This is a genomic window from Arthrobacter sp. (assembly GCF_048266065.1).
Classification (GTDB): domain Bacteria; phylum Actinomycetota; class Actinomycetes; order Actinomycetales; family Micrococcaceae; genus Arthrobacter_H.
In genome coordinates this window covers 84077-98445 of the sequence record NZ_JBLXAH010000002.1, presented here as the reverse complement: position 1 = coordinate 98445, position 14369 = coordinate 84077, and the positions used below count along the sequence as shown (strand labels likewise).

Annotated in this window: 13 protein-coding genes; 8 read left to right on the top strand and 5 right to left on the bottom strand. The window is 68.4% G+C overall.

Translation table 11 applies throughout. From position 1 onward, the window contains the following. Window positions 1-61 precede the first annotated feature (61 nt). The 5 genes from gatC to ACN0TP_RS03595 all read left to right on the top strand — a co-directional run bounded on the left by gatC (window position 62) and on the right by ACN0TP_RS03595 (window position 5238). Entirely contained in the window at window positions 62-358 is a 297-nt protein-coding gene (gene gatC / locus ACN0TP_RS03615) for an Asp-tRNA(Asn)/Glu-tRNA(Gln) amidotransferase subunit GatC (protein WP_417216750.1), read from the top strand. A gap of 3 nt (window positions 359-361) precedes the next feature. Beyond that, entirely contained in the window at window positions 362-1909 is a 1548-nt protein-coding gene (gene gatA, locus ACN0TP_RS03610; protein ID WP_417216748.1) for an Asp-tRNA(Asn)/Glu-tRNA(Gln) amidotransferase subunit GatA, read from the top strand. A gap of 1 nt (window position 1910) precedes the next feature. Then, window positions 1911-3422 carry an Asp-tRNA(Asn)/Glu-tRNA(Gln) amidotransferase subunit GatB gene (gatB, locus tag ACN0TP_RS03605; protein WP_417216746.1) on the top strand — a complete coding sequence of 504 codons (1512 nt, stop codon included), beginning with the start codon at window positions 1911-1913 and terminating at the stop codon, window positions 3420-3422. 88 nt (window positions 3423-3510) lie between these two features. Further along, entirely contained in the window at window positions 3511-4410 is a 900-nt protein-coding gene (locus ACN0TP_RS03600) for an aminoglycoside phosphotransferase family protein (protein WP_417216743.1), read from the top strand. 66 nt (window positions 4411-4476) lie between these two features. Next, complete coding sequence (locus tag ACN0TP_RS03595; RefSeq protein WP_417216740.1) at window positions 4477-5238, top strand: type 1 glutamine amidotransferase domain-containing protein; 762 nt, start codon at window positions 4477-4479, stop codon at window positions 5236-5238. Between the two features lie 16 nt (window positions 5239-5254). On the opposite strand, the gene ACN0TP_RS03590 is transcribed toward ACN0TP_RS03595, so the two are convergent. Then, window positions 5255-5761, bottom strand: coding sequence for a hypothetical protein (locus tag ACN0TP_RS03590; RefSeq protein WP_417216737.1), 507 nt, complete (start codon window positions 5759-5761; stop codon window positions 5255-5257). A 51-nt stretch (window positions 5762-5812) separates the two neighbouring features. Further along, a complete protein-coding gene (locus tag ACN0TP_RS03585; protein ID WP_417216734.1) occupies window positions 5813-6751 on the bottom strand; it encodes a LysR family transcriptional regulator in 939 nt (312 codons plus the stop codon). 129 nt (window positions 6752-6880) lie between these two features. On the opposite strand from ACN0TP_RS03585, the gene tdh reads away from it, so the two are divergent. The 3 genes from tdh to ACN0TP_RS03570 are packed head-to-tail and all read left to right on the top strand — an operon-like array spanning window position 6881 to window position 10408. After that, complete coding sequence (gene tdh / locus ACN0TP_RS03580) at window positions 6881-7930, top strand: L-threonine 3-dehydrogenase (RefSeq protein WP_417216732.1); 1050 nt, start codon at window positions 6881-6883, stop codon at window positions 7928-7930. A 23-nt stretch (window positions 7931-7953) separates the two neighbouring features. Beyond that, window positions 7954-9153: a glycine C-acetyltransferase gene (locus tag ACN0TP_RS03575; protein WP_417216729.1), complete on the top strand. Its 1200-nt coding sequence runs from the start codon at window positions 7954-7956 to the stop codon at window positions 9151-9153. 4 nt (window positions 9154-9157) lie between these two features. After that, complete coding sequence (locus tag ACN0TP_RS03570) at window positions 9158-10408, top strand: MFS transporter (protein WP_417216726.1); 1251 nt, start codon at window positions 9158-9160, stop codon at window positions 10406-10408. A gap of 4 nt (window positions 10409-10412) precedes the next feature. Here the strand turns inward: ACN0TP_RS03570 and ACN0TP_RS03565 are convergent, their stop codons facing one another. From ACN0TP_RS03565 to ACN0TP_RS03555, 3 genes are all read right to left on the bottom strand, one after another. Beyond that, window positions 10413-10664, bottom strand: a complete 252-nt coding sequence (locus ACN0TP_RS03565; RefSeq protein ID WP_417216724.1) for a Txe/YoeB family addiction module toxin — start codon at window positions 10662-10664, stop codon at window positions 10413-10415. 1 nt (window position 10665) lies between these two features. Further along, window positions 10666-10923, bottom strand: coding sequence for a type II toxin-antitoxin system Phd/YefM family antitoxin (locus tag ACN0TP_RS03560; RefSeq protein WP_417217478.1), 258 nt, complete (start codon window positions 10921-10923; stop codon window positions 10666-10668). Window positions 10924-11068: 145 nt separating this feature from the next. Next, complete coding sequence (locus ACN0TP_RS03555; protein WP_417216721.1) at window positions 11069-14314, bottom strand: efflux RND transporter permease subunit; 3246 nt, start codon at window positions 14312-14314, stop codon at window positions 11069-11071. Window positions 14315-14369: the final 55 nt, after the last annotated feature.

Below are 14369 nucleotides of genomic sequence, written 5' to 3'. Positions count from 1 at the left end.
CCCGCCGGTCCTGAACTAGACTGGTGGGGAAAACCCACCACCCATCAATTCGGGGAGATACATGCCTGCCATCAGTCGTGAGGACGTTGCCCACCTGGCGCAACTGGCCCACCTGGAGATGAGCGATGCCGAGCTGGAGAAAATGACCGGCGAACTCGGTGTCATCGTCGACGCGATCAAATCGGTGAGCGAAGCCGCCGGTGACGACGTCCCGGCCACCAGCCACCCGCTGCCGCTGGTCAACGTGATGCGCGCGGACGTCATCGGGCAGACCCTGACCCAGGAAGAGGCCCTGCAGAACGCACCCGACGCCGAGGACGGCCGCTTCAAGGTCCCGGCCATCCTGGAAGGGGAGTAGGACATGAACGAGCTCATCAAGCTCTCCGCGGCCGAACTGGCCGCGAAACTGCGTGACGGCTCCGTCACCTCCACCGAGGCAGTGCAGGCCCACCTGGACCGCATCGCCGCCGTCGACGGCGGGGACCGCGGCGTCCACGCCTTCCTGCACCTGAACGGGGAGGAGGCGCTCGCCGTCGCCGCCGAGGTCGACGCGATCCGCGCCGCCGGTGGCCCCGAGGCCGAGGCCCTGCACCCGCTGGCCGGCGTGCCCATCGCCATCAAGGACCTCATCGTCACCAAGGGCCAGCCCACCACCGCCGGCTCCAGGTTCCTCGAGGGCTGGATGAGCCCCTACGACGCCACGGTGATCGAGAAGATCCGCGCCGCCAAGCTCCCCATGCTCGGCAAGACCAACCTCGACGAATTCGCCATGGGTTCCTCCACCGAGCACTCGGCCTTCGGCAACACCCGCAACCCCTGGAACCTGGACCGGATCCCCGGCGGCTCCGGCGGCGGCTCGGCGGCAGCAGTGGCCGCCTTCGAGGCCCCCCTGGCCCTGGGCACCGACACCGGCGGCTCCATCCGCCAGCCCGGCGCCGTCACCGGAACGGTCGGCGTGAAGCCCACCTACGGCGGTGTCTCGCGCTACGGCGCCATCGCCATGGCCTCCTCGCTGGACCAGATCGGCCCGGTGACCCGCACGGTGGCCGACTCCGCGCTGCTGCACGAACTCATCGGCGGCCACGACCCGAAGGACTCCACGTCCATCGACGGCCCGGTCCCGGACCTGGTGGCTGCGGCCGCCCAGGGCGCCACCGGCGACCTGACCGGAGTCCGCGTCGGCGTCATCCGCGAGCTGCAGGGAGAGGGATACGACGCCGGTGTCCAGGCCCGCTTCGATGAATCCCTGGAGCTGCTGCGCGGCGCCGGGGCACAGATCGTGGAGGTCTCCTGCCCGAACTTCGAATACGCGCTGGGCGCCTACTACCTGATCATGCCCTCCGAGGTCTCCTCGAACCTGGCCAAGTTCGACGGCGTGCGCTACGGCAACCGGGTACTTCCCACCGACGGTCCGATGACCATCGAACGCGTCATGGCCTCCACCCGCTCCGCCGGGTTCGGCGACGAGGTTAAGCGCCGCATCATCCTGGGCACCTACGCCCTGTCCGCCGGCTACTACGACGCCTACTACGGCTCGGCGCAGAAGGTCCGCACGCTCATCCAACGGGACTTCGACGCCGCCTTCGCCCAGGCCGACGTGCTGATCTCCCCGACCTCCCCGGTCGTCGCCTTCGAGCTGGGCTCCAAGCTGGATGACCCGCTGGCGATGTACCTCAACGACGTCGCCACCATCCCCGCCAACCTGGCCGGCATCCCGGGCATCACCGTCCCCGGTGGGCTCTCCGAGGACCTGCCGGTCGGCATCCAGTTCCTTGCCCCCGCCCACGAGGATGCACGCCTCTACCGGGCCGGTGCCGCGTTGGAGAAGCTGCTGGAGGACCGCTGGGGCGGACCGCTGATCAACCAGGCCCCCGAACTGGCCGAATCGTCCAAGGAAGGTGTCGCCTGAAATGGCCCACGCAACGGAAGAACTCGTCGACTTCGATGAGGCCCTGGACCGCTACGATCCGGCCCTCGGCTTCGAGGTCCACGTCGAGCTGAACACCGCCACCAAGATGTTCTCCGACGCCCCGAACGCCTTCGGCGACGTCCCGAACACCAACGTCACCCCCGTGGACCTGGGCCTGCCCGGTGTCCTGCCGGTGGTGAACAAGAAGGCGGTGGAATACTCGATCAAGATCGGCCTGGCCCTGAACTGCCAGATCGCCGAATACTGCCGCTTCGCCCGGAAGAACTACTTCTACCCGGACACCCCGAAGAACTTCCAGACCTCGCAATACGACGAGCCCATCGCCTTCGACGGCTACCTGGACATCGAACTCTCCGACGGCGAGGTCTTCCGCGTGGAGATCGAACGCGCCCACATGGAGGAGGACGCCGGAAAACTGACCCACATGGGCACCTCCGGCCGCATCCAGGGCGCCGACTTCTCGCTGGTGGACTACAACCGTGCCGGCGTCCCGCTGGTGGAGATCGTCACCAAGCCGATCCTCGGTGCCGGCAAGCGCGCCCCCGAACTGGCCAAGGCCTACGTGGCGGCCATCCGGGAGATCGTGAAGAACCTCGACGTCTCCGACGCCAAGATGGAACGCGGCAATGTCCGCTGCGACGCCAACGTCTCGTTGATGCCCAAGGGGACCACGAAGCTGGGCACCCGCTCGGAAACGAAGAACGTGAACTCGCTGCGCGCCGTCGAACACGCGGTGCGCTTTGAGATCGAACGCCACGCTGCGGTGCTGGACGCCGGCAACCAGGTCGTCCAGGAGACCCGCCACTGGCACGAGGACACCCGGACCACGACCTCCGGCCGCCCGAAGTCCGACGCCGACGACTACCGCTACTTCCCCGAACCGGACCTGGTGCCGATCGTCACCACGCGGGAATGGGTCGAGGAACTGCGCGCTCAGCTGCCCGAGCCCCCGGCCGAACGCCGCAAGCGCCTGCAGGCGGATTGGGGTTATTCCGACGCCGAATTCCGCGACGTCGTCAACGCCGGTTTCCTGGACGCCATCGAGGAGACCATTGCCGCCGGCGCCAGCCCGGCAGTGGCCCGCAAATGGTGGATGGGCGAGATCTCCCGCCTGGCCAAGAACGCCGACGTCGAGCCGCTGGACCTGGGCGTCACCCCGGCAACCATCATCGAGCTCAACTCGCTGATCGAAGCCAAGAAGATCAACGACAAGATCGCCCGCCAGGTCCTCGAATTCGTGGTCGCCGGCGAGGGGACGCCAACCGAGATCGTCGAAAAGCGTTCGCTGGCCGTCGTGAACGATGATTCCGCGCTGGGCGCCGCGATCGACGAGGCGATGGCCGCCATGCCCGACGTCGTCGCGAAGATCAAGGACGGCAAGGTCCAGGCCATCGGCGCCCTCATCGGCCCGGTCATGAAGGCCACCCGCGGGCAGGCCGACGCCGGCCGTGTCCGCGAGATCGTGCTGGAGAAGCTCGGCGTCGACGGCTGACACCGGCCGTTTGAACACCTGCCTGGGGCGGGCGGATCACCGTGATCCGCCCGCCCCACGGCGTTGCGGGATTGTGTACCGTGAACCCATGACAGCTCAGCAGGGCCCAGCCGGTGGGGTTCCGGCGCACGATGTGGACATCGACGATGCCCTGGTCCGGACCCTGCTCACCGACCAGCATCCCGACCTGGCCGGACTGCCGCTGGCGCGCGCCGCCAACGGCTGGGACAACGTGGTCTACCGCCTCGGCGACGAGCTGGCCCTGCGGTTGCCGCGCCGGTCCGCGGCCCATCAGCTGCTCCTGAACGAACTGCGGTGGCTGCCCTTCCTGGCGCCGCGCCTGCCCCGGCCCATCCCGGCGGCCGTGCGCCGCGGCAGCCCGACCGCCGGGTATCCCTACCATTGGGCCGTCGTGCCCTGGTTCCCCGGCCACAGCGCGGCACGGCGTCCGCCCGCGGGCCGGGATGCCTACGCCGGGGATCTCGGCCGCTTCCTGCGCTCCCTGCACGTCCCGGCCCCCGCCGACGCCCCCCGCAACCCGGTTCGCGGCGTCCCCTTGGCCACCCGGGCCGCAGCCTTCGCCGACCGCCTCGCGACGGCCGGTCTGCCCGTGGAGGGGCCCTGGCAGGAGATCTTCGACGAAGGCGCCGCCGCGCCGGCGTACCAGGGGCCTCCGCTGTGGCTGCACGGTGACCCGCATCCGCACAACGTGGTGGTGGCACCCGGTGAGGGCCCGGCGGCGCTGGAAGCCGTCGTCGACTTCGGGGACATCACCGCAGGAGACCCGGCCAGCGACCTGGCCGTGGCGTGGCTGCACTTCACCGCGACCGGGCGGGATGCCTTCCGCCGTGAACTGCGCTACGACGACGCCACCTGGCTCCGCGCCCGCGGCTGGGCGGTCCACTATGCGGTGCTGATGTCCCAGCTGCCGTCCGCTGACCCCCTGCACGACGCCGGGGCGCACGGCCTGCGTGAACTCGCCCCGTGAGGGCCCCGCCGTGCAGGGGAACGTCGTTTGTTCTAGGGTGAAACACACCGACGAAAGGAACGATTCGTGAAGAAGATCCTGATGGTACTGACCAGCGTCGACAAGATCGGCGACGAGGCAACCGGCTACAACGTGGCCGAAGCGGCACACCCGTGGAAGGTGTTCAAGGACTCCGGGCACTTCGTGGACTTCGCCTCCATCCAGGGCGGCCAGCCCCCACGCGACACCGTCGACACCGAGGACCCCATCCAGGTGTCCTTCACCGAGGACGAGACCACCCGTGCCGGGCTCTACAACACCGCACGCGTTGACGTCGTCGACCCGGACCAGTACGACGCCGTCTTCCTGGTGGGCGGACACGGCACCATGTGGGACTTTCCCGACAACGAGGGCCTGCAAAAGCTCGTGGGCAGCGTCTACGACGCCGGCGGCGTGGTTGGCGCCGTCTGCCACGGACCCGCGGGCCTGTTGAACGTGGAGCTGTCCAACGGCTTCCGCCTGGTCGAGGGGCGCAAGGTGGCGGCGTTCACCAACGACGAGGAGGTGGCGGTCGGCAAGGACAAGGTCATCCCCTTCTTCCTGGCCGATCGGCTCGAGGAGCAGGGCGCAACGCACGTGCAGGCGGACGTCTTCGAGGAGAAGGTCCAGGTGGACGAACGCCTGGTGACCGGCCAGAACCCCGCCTCCGCCGCCGGTGTGGCCAAGGAAATGGAAAAGCTCCTGGCCGAGGTCATCCATCAGGAGAAGGCCGAGGAGGAGTCCGAGTCCGAGGCATTGCGTGCCGAGAAGGACGCGGAAAAGGCTGCGGCCGCCGAGGATGGGAACTGACCCCTGAAACGGGTCCCTACGAGGGCACGACGAGCAGCCAGTACTCGGCCTCCTGCGGAAGGTCCAGGGTGAGGATGCCCGTTTCCGCTCCGAGGGGCAGCGTGGCGCCGGTGGCCCCGTCGGGGAGGCAGGTGCCGGCATGGAAGGTGCCGAAGGTGGCCCGGAAGTCGGCCCCCGCGGAGCAGGTGACGTAGATCCGCAGGCCCGAGGATTCCGTGGGGTCAAGGGCAGGGATCCTGAAGCCGGCGGGCCCGGTGCCGCGCTGGTGGACCAACGGGGCGGGGAGTCGATCGATCTCCGCCCCGTCGGCTTGCATGGCTGCCCAGTAATCGACCTGCGGATCGGATAATCCCTGGTCCCCGAGCGGCCCTCCGCTCGACCCGCCGGTCGACGCGCGGGCACCGTGGGTCGGCGGCACGGACCCATGGACGGGGTCGTCCGGGACCGGCAGGGGGCTCGCGGTGCAGGCGGTGGCCAGGGCCACCGTGAGCACGGCAAGGCTCCCGGCGATGCGTCGTTGCATGGCGGCCTCTCCACAGTGTTTAGGCCATCGTCCGGTGGGTGCCGTTGATTGTCAACTAGATTGATTATTGTGTCGTGGTCCCTCGTCGGCGGCGCGTTCGGCCATGGTCTCGCGCAGGGCCGCCGCCACCCGTTGCACCGAGACACGGCGCATCGATTCCGGCCGGGCCAGCAGGTCGATGCGCCGCCGGTTGGCCACACCCTCCAGGGGCAGGAGCACCACGCCGGTGCCAACCAGGGACCCTGCCGTGTACCGCGGGATGATGCCCAGCACGTTGCCGGTGCCGACCAGTTCGGCGACCGTGGCGTAGTCGTTGATCCGGTGGACGATCTCCGGCGCCGATCCGGAGACCGCGGAGATGGCGCCGAGGATGTCGGCGGGGGAGTAGCCCTCACGGCTGACTGCCCAGCGTTCGCCCCGCAAGTCTTCCGGGTTCACCGCCCGGTGCCCGGCCAGGCGGTGCCCCACGGGCACTGCGACGTCCAACGGCTCGTGCGCCAGGGCCATCACGGTCACCTGGTTCTCCGGCCATGCCGGGGTGTGGTCCATCCGGTGGGCCAGGACCAGGTCGTAGCGTGAGGTCAACGCCGGGAAATCGTGCTGGGCGACGTCCTCGTCGGAGAACAGCGGTTGCGGGCCACCGGATGCCTTGAGCCGCGCCAGCAGCGGGGCGAAGAGGGATTGGCCCACCGAGTGGAAGCCGGCGAGCGTGACCGGGGCATCGGCGTCGTTCTGGTAGTTCCCGATGGCCGCCCGCGCATCGGCGAGCGAGGCGACGACTGCCGCGCCGGCGTCGGCCAGGATCCTCCCCGCCTCGGTCAGCACCAGGGTCCGCCCCTCCTTGCGGGTCAGTGGCACGTCGACTCCGCGCTGGAGCAGCGCCAACTGCTGGGAGACGGCCGATGGCGTGACGAACATGGCCTCGGCGACGGCGCGGACGCTGCCGAGGTCCCCGAGCTCGCGCAGGATCTGCAACTGATGGACTTCCATTAGATGATCCTAAATCGTCGCTTGAGATACTCGTGCATTATCTAAACTATTGATGTGGGTCCAGCGGTGCCAGACTGGGACCAGACGCGGTGTCAGCCGCAACCCGCCAGCAGCCCAGCAGAGGAACCCATGAAGGCACTGTACAAATCCGGCCCCCACGCCGGACTCGAACTGGTCGACCGCCCCGAGCCGGTGACCGGCCCGCACGAGGTCAAGATCCGCGTCATGACCGCCGGCATCTGCGGCACCGACCTGCACATCCTCGCGTACGACGACGCAGCTCAGGCCATGATCAATGCGCCACTGGTCCCCGGGCACGAGTTCTACGGCGAGGTCGTCGAGGTCGGCGAGCTGGCCACCCACGTCGCCGTCGGCGACCGGGTCTCGGGCGAGGGCCATGTGGTCTGCGGGATGTGCCGCAACTGCCGGGCCGGGCGGCGCCAGATGTGCATCAACACGGTCTCCGTCGGCGTCCAGCGCGATGGCGCGTTCGCCGAATACGTCGTCATCCCCGAAACCAACGTCTGGGTCCACCGCGACGAGACCATCACCCCGGAACTAGGCGCCATCTTCGACCCGTTCGGCAATGCAGTGCACACCGCGTTGGCCTACCCGCTGGTCGGGGAGGACGTGCTGATCACCGGTGCCGGGCCCATCGGGTTGATGGCGGCCGAGGTCGCCCGCCACGCCGGCGCCCGCAAAATCGTCATCACTGACGTCTCGGCGCCGCGGCTGGAGTTGGCCCGCACCATGGGCGTGGACCTGGCCATCGACGTCTCGGCCTCGCGCATCCGCGAGTCGCAACGTGAAATGGGCATGGTCGAGGGGTTCGACATCGGGCTGGAGATGTCCGGGCACGCCAGCGCACTGCCGGAGATGATCGACAACATGAACCACGGCGGCAAGATCGCCATGCTGGGGTTGCCGAGCACGCCGATCGACATCAACTGGGGCAAGGTCGTCACCCACATGCTCACCCTCAAGGGCATCTACGGGCGGGAAATGTTCGAGACCTGGTACGCGATGTCCGCCATGCTCGGCTCCAACGAGCAGCTGCGCACCAGGATCTCCTCCATCGTCACCGACCGGCTGCCGGCCACCGAATGGGAAGCCGGCTTCGAGGCCGCCCGCGCCGGACAGGGCGGCAAGGTCGTGCTCGACTGGACCGTCTTCAACTAACCGCAGGCCCGAAAGGCAGCATCATGTACTCCACCCTGAAGGACCAGCTCACCGCCGACCTGGCGGAGATCACCGACGCCGGAACGTTCAAGCACGAACGCCGCATCGACTCCGCCCAGTCCAGCCACATCGCCGCCGGCGCCCTCGGTGCCCCGGCCCGCGAGGTGCTGAACTTCTGCGCCAACAACTACCTGGGCCTGGCCGATGACCCGCGGCTGATCGAGGCCGCGAAGACCGCCTTGGACGAACGCGGCTTCGGCATGGCCTCGGTGCGCTTCATCTGCGGCACCCAGGACCTGCACCTGGAACTCGAGTCCCGCGTCTCGGCGTTCCTGGGCACCGAGGACACCATCCTGTTTTCCAGCTGCTTCGATGCCAACGGCGGCGTCTTCGAATCACTCTTCGGCCCCGAGGACGCGATCATCTCCGACGCACTGAACCACGCCTCCATCATCGACGGCATCCGCCTGTCCAAGGCCAAGCGCTTCCGCTACGCCAACCAGGACATGGAGGACCTGCGCACCCAACTCACCGCGGCACAAGAGATGAACGACGGCGGTGGGCCGCGTCGGTCGATCATCGTCACCGACGGGGTCTTCTCCATGGACGGCTACCTCGCACCGCTCGCGGCCATCTGCGACCTGGCCGACGAATTCGGTGCCCTGGTCATGGTCGACGACTCCCACGCCGTCGGTTTCATGGGAGCCACCGGCGCCGGCACCCCTGAGCATGCCGGGGTCTCGGACCGCATCGACATCTACACCGGGACGTTCGGCAAGGCCCTGGGCGGCGCCTCCGGCGGCTACGTCTCCGGGCGGAGCGAGATCGTGGCGATGCTGCGGCAGAAGGCCCGCCCCTACCTGTTCTCCAACTCGCTGGCCCCGGCCATCGTCGCCGCCACGCTCAAGGCGCTGGAACTGGTCGTCGAATCCGGGGAACTGCGCACCCGGCTGTTCGAGAACGCTGCACTGTTCCGCCGCCGGATGACCGAGGAGGGCTTCGAGCTGCTCGACGGCGAACACGCCATCATCCCCGTCATGTTCGGCGACGCGGCGAAGGCCGCGCAGGTGGCCGATGCGATGCTCGAGCACGGAGTCTACGTGACCGCCTTCAGCTTCCCGGTGGTGCCGCGCGATGCCGCCCGCATCCGCGTTCAGCTCTCCGCGGCCCACTCAGCGGAGGACATCGAGGCCTGCGTGCAGGCGTTCGTGGCCGCCCGGTAGCGACATGACCGTCGGGAGCGGCGCGGTGCCCCTGGGGCGTCCCTATGCCTGGCTGTGGTCCTCGTCCGCGCTGTCCAACCTCGCGGACGGCGTGCTGAAGGTTGCCCTGCCCCTGGTGGCGCTGCGGTTCACCGATTCCCCGACGCTCATTGCCGGGCTCGGGGTGGCCCTGAGCCTGCCGTGGCTGCTGTTCTCGCTGCCGGCCGGTGCGCTGGCCGACCGCTGGGACCGGCGACGCAGCATGCTCTGGGCCAACGTGGTCCGCGGAGGCGTCGTCGTGGCCCTCGGCACCGCCTTCGTGCTCGGCGCCGGAAACCTCTGGATGCTCTACGCAGCGGCGGTCATCATCGGCAGCACCGAGACGCTGTACGACACCTCGGCGCAATCCATCCTGCCGCAACTGGTCCCCACCGCGGGCCTGGACCGCGCCAATGGCCGGCTGCAGGCCGCCGAGCTGACCACCAACCAGTTCATCGGCCCACCGCTGGGTGGCCTGCTCGCCGCCAGCGGGGCCGCGCTCTCGTTCGCGACGCCGGCCGGGCTGTGGCTGGTGGCCGTCGGGGCCCTCTGGATGGTGCGCGGGAACTTCCGCATCGAACGCACCGGGTCTCCCGTCACCCTGCGCGAGGACATCGCCGAGGGCCTGCGCTTCCTCTGGTCCAACCCCGTCCTGCGTGTGCTGGCCGCCATGACCGGCGCGTTCAACCTGGCCACCAGCGCCGCCTTCGCGGTCTTCGTGCTCTATGCCGTCGGCCCGGCGTCGGTTCTGCATCTGGAAGGCGCAGCCTACGGTGCCTTGCTCGCGTCCACCGCCGCCGGTGCGGTGGTGGGGGCACTCTTCGCCGGGCAGGCGGTGGCCCGGATCGGACGGGCGGCGTCGTTGTTGATTGCCATCTGCACCGGTGCCCTGTTCGTCGGCGTCCCGGCGGTGACCTCGAACGTCTGGCTGGTCGGCGGGGTCTTCGTGCTGGGGGGATTGGGGATGGCATTCTGGAACGTCGTCACGGTGACCCTGCGCCAGCGCATCGCCCCGGCCCGGTTGCTGGGACGCGTCAACAGCGGCTACCGCCTGCTGGCGTGGGGCACCATGCCCATCGGTGCCGCGCTGGGTGGGCTGATCGGCGAGGCCTGGGGTCTGCGGGCCGTCTTCGCCATCATGGCGGTGCTGACACTGTGCCTGCTGGTGGGCCTCATCTGGGTGACCGACCGCCACATCGCCGAGGCAGAGGAGGCGGCCGAACGGGCGGCCCGCTGATGGTTCAGTAGGGGAACCGGCAGGCCGCGATGAGGACGTCGTCGCCGTCGATGCGGCATGCCAACCGGTGTTCCTGGTCGATTCGGTGGGACCAATAACCGTGGAGGGCATGTTTCAGGGGCTCCGGTTTGCCGATGCCGTGGGTTCCGTTGCGCTGGACATCACGGATCAACGAATTGATCCGCTTCAGTATCCGACGGTCCTCGGTTTGCCAGATCAGGTAATCGTCCCATGCGGCGCAGGACCAGAGAAGCATGCTAGCCGGCGTTCGGAAGGTCCCGGACGGTGCCGCGGCCCGACTCCAGCTGGTCGATGGCGTCCATGAGTCGGCGCGCGTTGGCGGGGCTGCGCAGCAAGTGAGCGGTTTCCACGAGGGAGTCGTATTCGGATTGCGCGACCTTGACGACTGGCTCGTGGCCGGTTCGGGTGATCACCACTTCCTCAAGGTCGTCCACCACGGCGTCCAAGGTTGCCGCGTAGTTGGCCCTCGATTCCGAGTAGCTGAGAGTCCGCATCATCAGGCCTTTCACGGACAAGATATTGCACGCCGCGTCTTCTCTTGCAGACAACAGGGCAGCTGGTGGGGCCGGCGCGGAGCCGAGACCACGGTGGGCGAGGGCCGACCCGCTGCTGCGGATCGGCCCTCCAGTGGGGGAATGGCTACGCGTTCGTCGCGGTGTGGGGCGGCAGGTCGGGCTCCACGGGGGCGGCGTGGGCGCCGTGTCCGGCGCTGCGCGATGCCTTGCGTTGTTCCCGCTTTTCCTTGCGTCCTTCCACCAGCCGGTACAGTACCGGAACCAGGATCAGCGTCAGGGCCGTCGAGGACACCAGCCCGCCGATGACCACGATCGCCAGGTCCTGTGAGATGAACCCGCTGGAACCGGTGACGCCGAGCGCCATCGGGGTCAGCGCGAAGATCGTCGCCAGAGCGGTCATCAGGATCGGGCGCAACCGTTGGCGGGCGCCGTTGACCACGGCTTCCTGCACGCTCTGGCCCTGCCTGCGGTACTGGTTGACCAGGTCGATCAGCACGATGGCGTTGGTGACCACGATCCCGATCAACATCAGCAGGCCGATCAGCGAGGCGACGCCCATGGGCTTGCCGGAGACGAGCATGAGCAGGATCGCGCCGGTGGCCGCGAACGGGATGGAAACCAGCAGGATCAACGGCTGGATCAGCGAACGGAACTCGGCGACCATCAGCAGGTACACGATCGCGATGGCGACCAGCATCGCCAGCCCCAGCTGCTTGAACGAGTCGGTCTGCTGGGTGCTGACGCCGCCGAGCTCCACCGAAACGCCGCCGGGCAGATCAAGCCCGTCGAGCCGGTCCTGGACGGCGGCCGTGACCGCGCCGAGTTCGCCGTCGTCGGGGGTCAGGGACACGGTGGCGACCAGGTCGCCGCCCTGCCGGCTGACCGAGGAGGGCGTGCTGACCTGCTGGATGTCGGCGAGGTCGGAGAGCTTCTTCATGCCGCTGGCCGTCGGGATCGTGAAGTCCTCGAGATCCTTCTGGGAGGATACCGAGGTGCCGGAGTCGACGTAGACCGAGAGGTCCTTGTTGTCGATCCGGATGCTGTCCACGGCCTGCGGGTTGGCCTCCGAGGCCACCATGCCGGACACCTGCATTTCGGTCAGCCCCGCCTGCGCCGCCTTGGCCCGGTCGACGGACACCTGGATGGTCGGCTGGTCAGCGGCGAGGTCGCTGGTCAGGTCGGCGGCGTGGGGGGTGCCCTTCAACGCCTTCATGACCTGGTCGGAGGCGTCGGTGAGTGCCGCCTTGTCATCGTGTGCCTTGACGATGACGTCCACGGTGCTGGATCCGTAGGCGGCGGCCTGGCCAACGGTGATGGTGTCACCGGCCGGCAGGTCGGAGAGGCGCTGCGTGATGGCGTCCGAAATCGCCGTCTGGTCGCCGTTGGGATCGGTGTTGACCATGTAGGTGGCCGTCCCGGACCCGCCGCCCATCATGGCTGCCAGGCCTTCGCCGCCGACACCGGCGGTGAGCAGGACGCTTTCGACGCCGTCGGAGTCCAGCAGGGCGTCCTCGGTGGCCTGGGCGGTTTTGCTGATCGTGTCCAGATCCGCTCCGGAATCGAATTTCTGGGTCACCTGGAGGCTGTTCTGCCCCGTGCTGCCCAGGAAATCGACCTTGAGCAACGGCAGGATGCCGGCGGTCAGGACCAGGATCAGCACGGCTCCGACCAGTGTCCAGACCGGGTGGCGCTGGGTGCCGCGCAGGATCGGCAGGTAGCCGCGCTGCAGCCAGCTCTTGCGCTCCTTGTCCTCCGAGGCGGCCCGTACCTGGACGGGGTCGACCTCGTGGGTGGGCTGGCGCATGAACCAGTAGGCCAGGATGGGCACGATGGTCAGGGCGACCAGCAGGGACGAGAGCATCGCGATGGCCACGGTGAGCGCGAACGGCCGGAACAGCTCGCCCACCATGTCGCCGACCAGCGCGATCGGCAGGAACACCATGATGGTGGTCAGCGTCGAGGCGGTGATCGCGCCGGAGACCTCCTTCACGGCGGCCAGGATCGCGTGGCGCTTCTCTTCCCCGTAGCCCAGGTGCCGCTTGATGTTCTCGATGACCACGATGGAGTCGTCGACGACACGGCCGATGGCGATGGTCAGTGCACCCAGGGTCAGCATGTTCAGCGAGTAGCCGCCGAGGTTCAGCCCGATGAAGGTCACCAGGACCGAGATGGGGATGGAAATCGCGGTCACCAGGGTCGAGCGCAGCGAGAGCAGGAAGACCAGGATGACGACGACGGCGAACGCCAGTCCCAGCAGGCCCTCGATGGCCAGATGGCTGATGGACTGCTCGATGAAGGGTGCCTGGTCGAAGATCGGGGTGATGGCCCCGCCCTTCCCGAGTGCGTCCCTGAAGGCGTCGAGCTGGTCATTGACCGCGTGGGAGATGGAAACCACGTCGGCATCGGGCAGCGCGGTCACCTGGACCGACTGGCTGGGCACTCCGTTGGTGCGGGTGATGGAGGTCTGCTTTTCGGTGGTGAGCTTCACCGAGGCGACGTCGCCAATGGTCTTCACGGGGCCGGTGGCCGGTGCCGCGGGCGGCTGCTGCCCCTGTCCGCCCGGGGTGGCACCGGTGGCACCTGGTGCGCCGCCCGTGGACGGCTGCTGCTGGGCTGCGCCGGTCGACGATGCGGGCAGCAGCGGCAGTGCCTTGACGGCGGCGAGCGATTCAACGGGGTCCCCGACCTGGACCGCCACGGACTCGTGGTCCTCGATGATGGTGCCGGCCGGCAAGGTGGTGCCGTTGGAAGTCAGTGCCGAGGAAATGCTCTGCGCGCTCAGGCCGGCGGCGGCCAGCTTCCTGGTGTCGGGGGTGATGGTGATGCGCTGCGTGGACTCGCCGCTCAGCTGGACGTCCCGGACGCCTTCGATGCCCTGGATTTCCGGGAGCACCGAGGATTCAAGGGTTTGGCTCAGCTGTTCCGACGAGGCGTCGGAGGACGCGGTGAGCATGACGACGGGGATGTCCGAGGTGCTGCCGGCCAGGATTTCCGGTTCGGAGCCCTCGGGCAGCTGGGCCTTGACGGTGTCGATGGCGTCGCGGAGGCTCGATTCGAGCTTGTCCTGGTCCAGCCCATATTCGGTGGAGACGGTGATCGTCGAGACCGACGGGGACGACGTGGCCGAAACGGTGTCCACCCCGCTGACGCCCTTGAGCGCCTTGGAGAGGGGAAGGCTGATCTGCTGGTCAACGATCTCCGGGCTGGAACCGACGGCGGTGGTCATGATCGTCGTCTGGGGAATGCTGATCGGGGGGATCAGTTCCTGTTTGAGCGAGCCCATCGATACGACGCCGGCCACGGCGATGATCAAAGTCAGCAGGGCGACGACGGCACGGTTGGCCAGACTCAGGCGGGCGAGATGGTGCACGGGGTTTCCTTCGACGGAAGACGCGGGGGAGCGCAGCGGTAGGCTGTCCAAATAA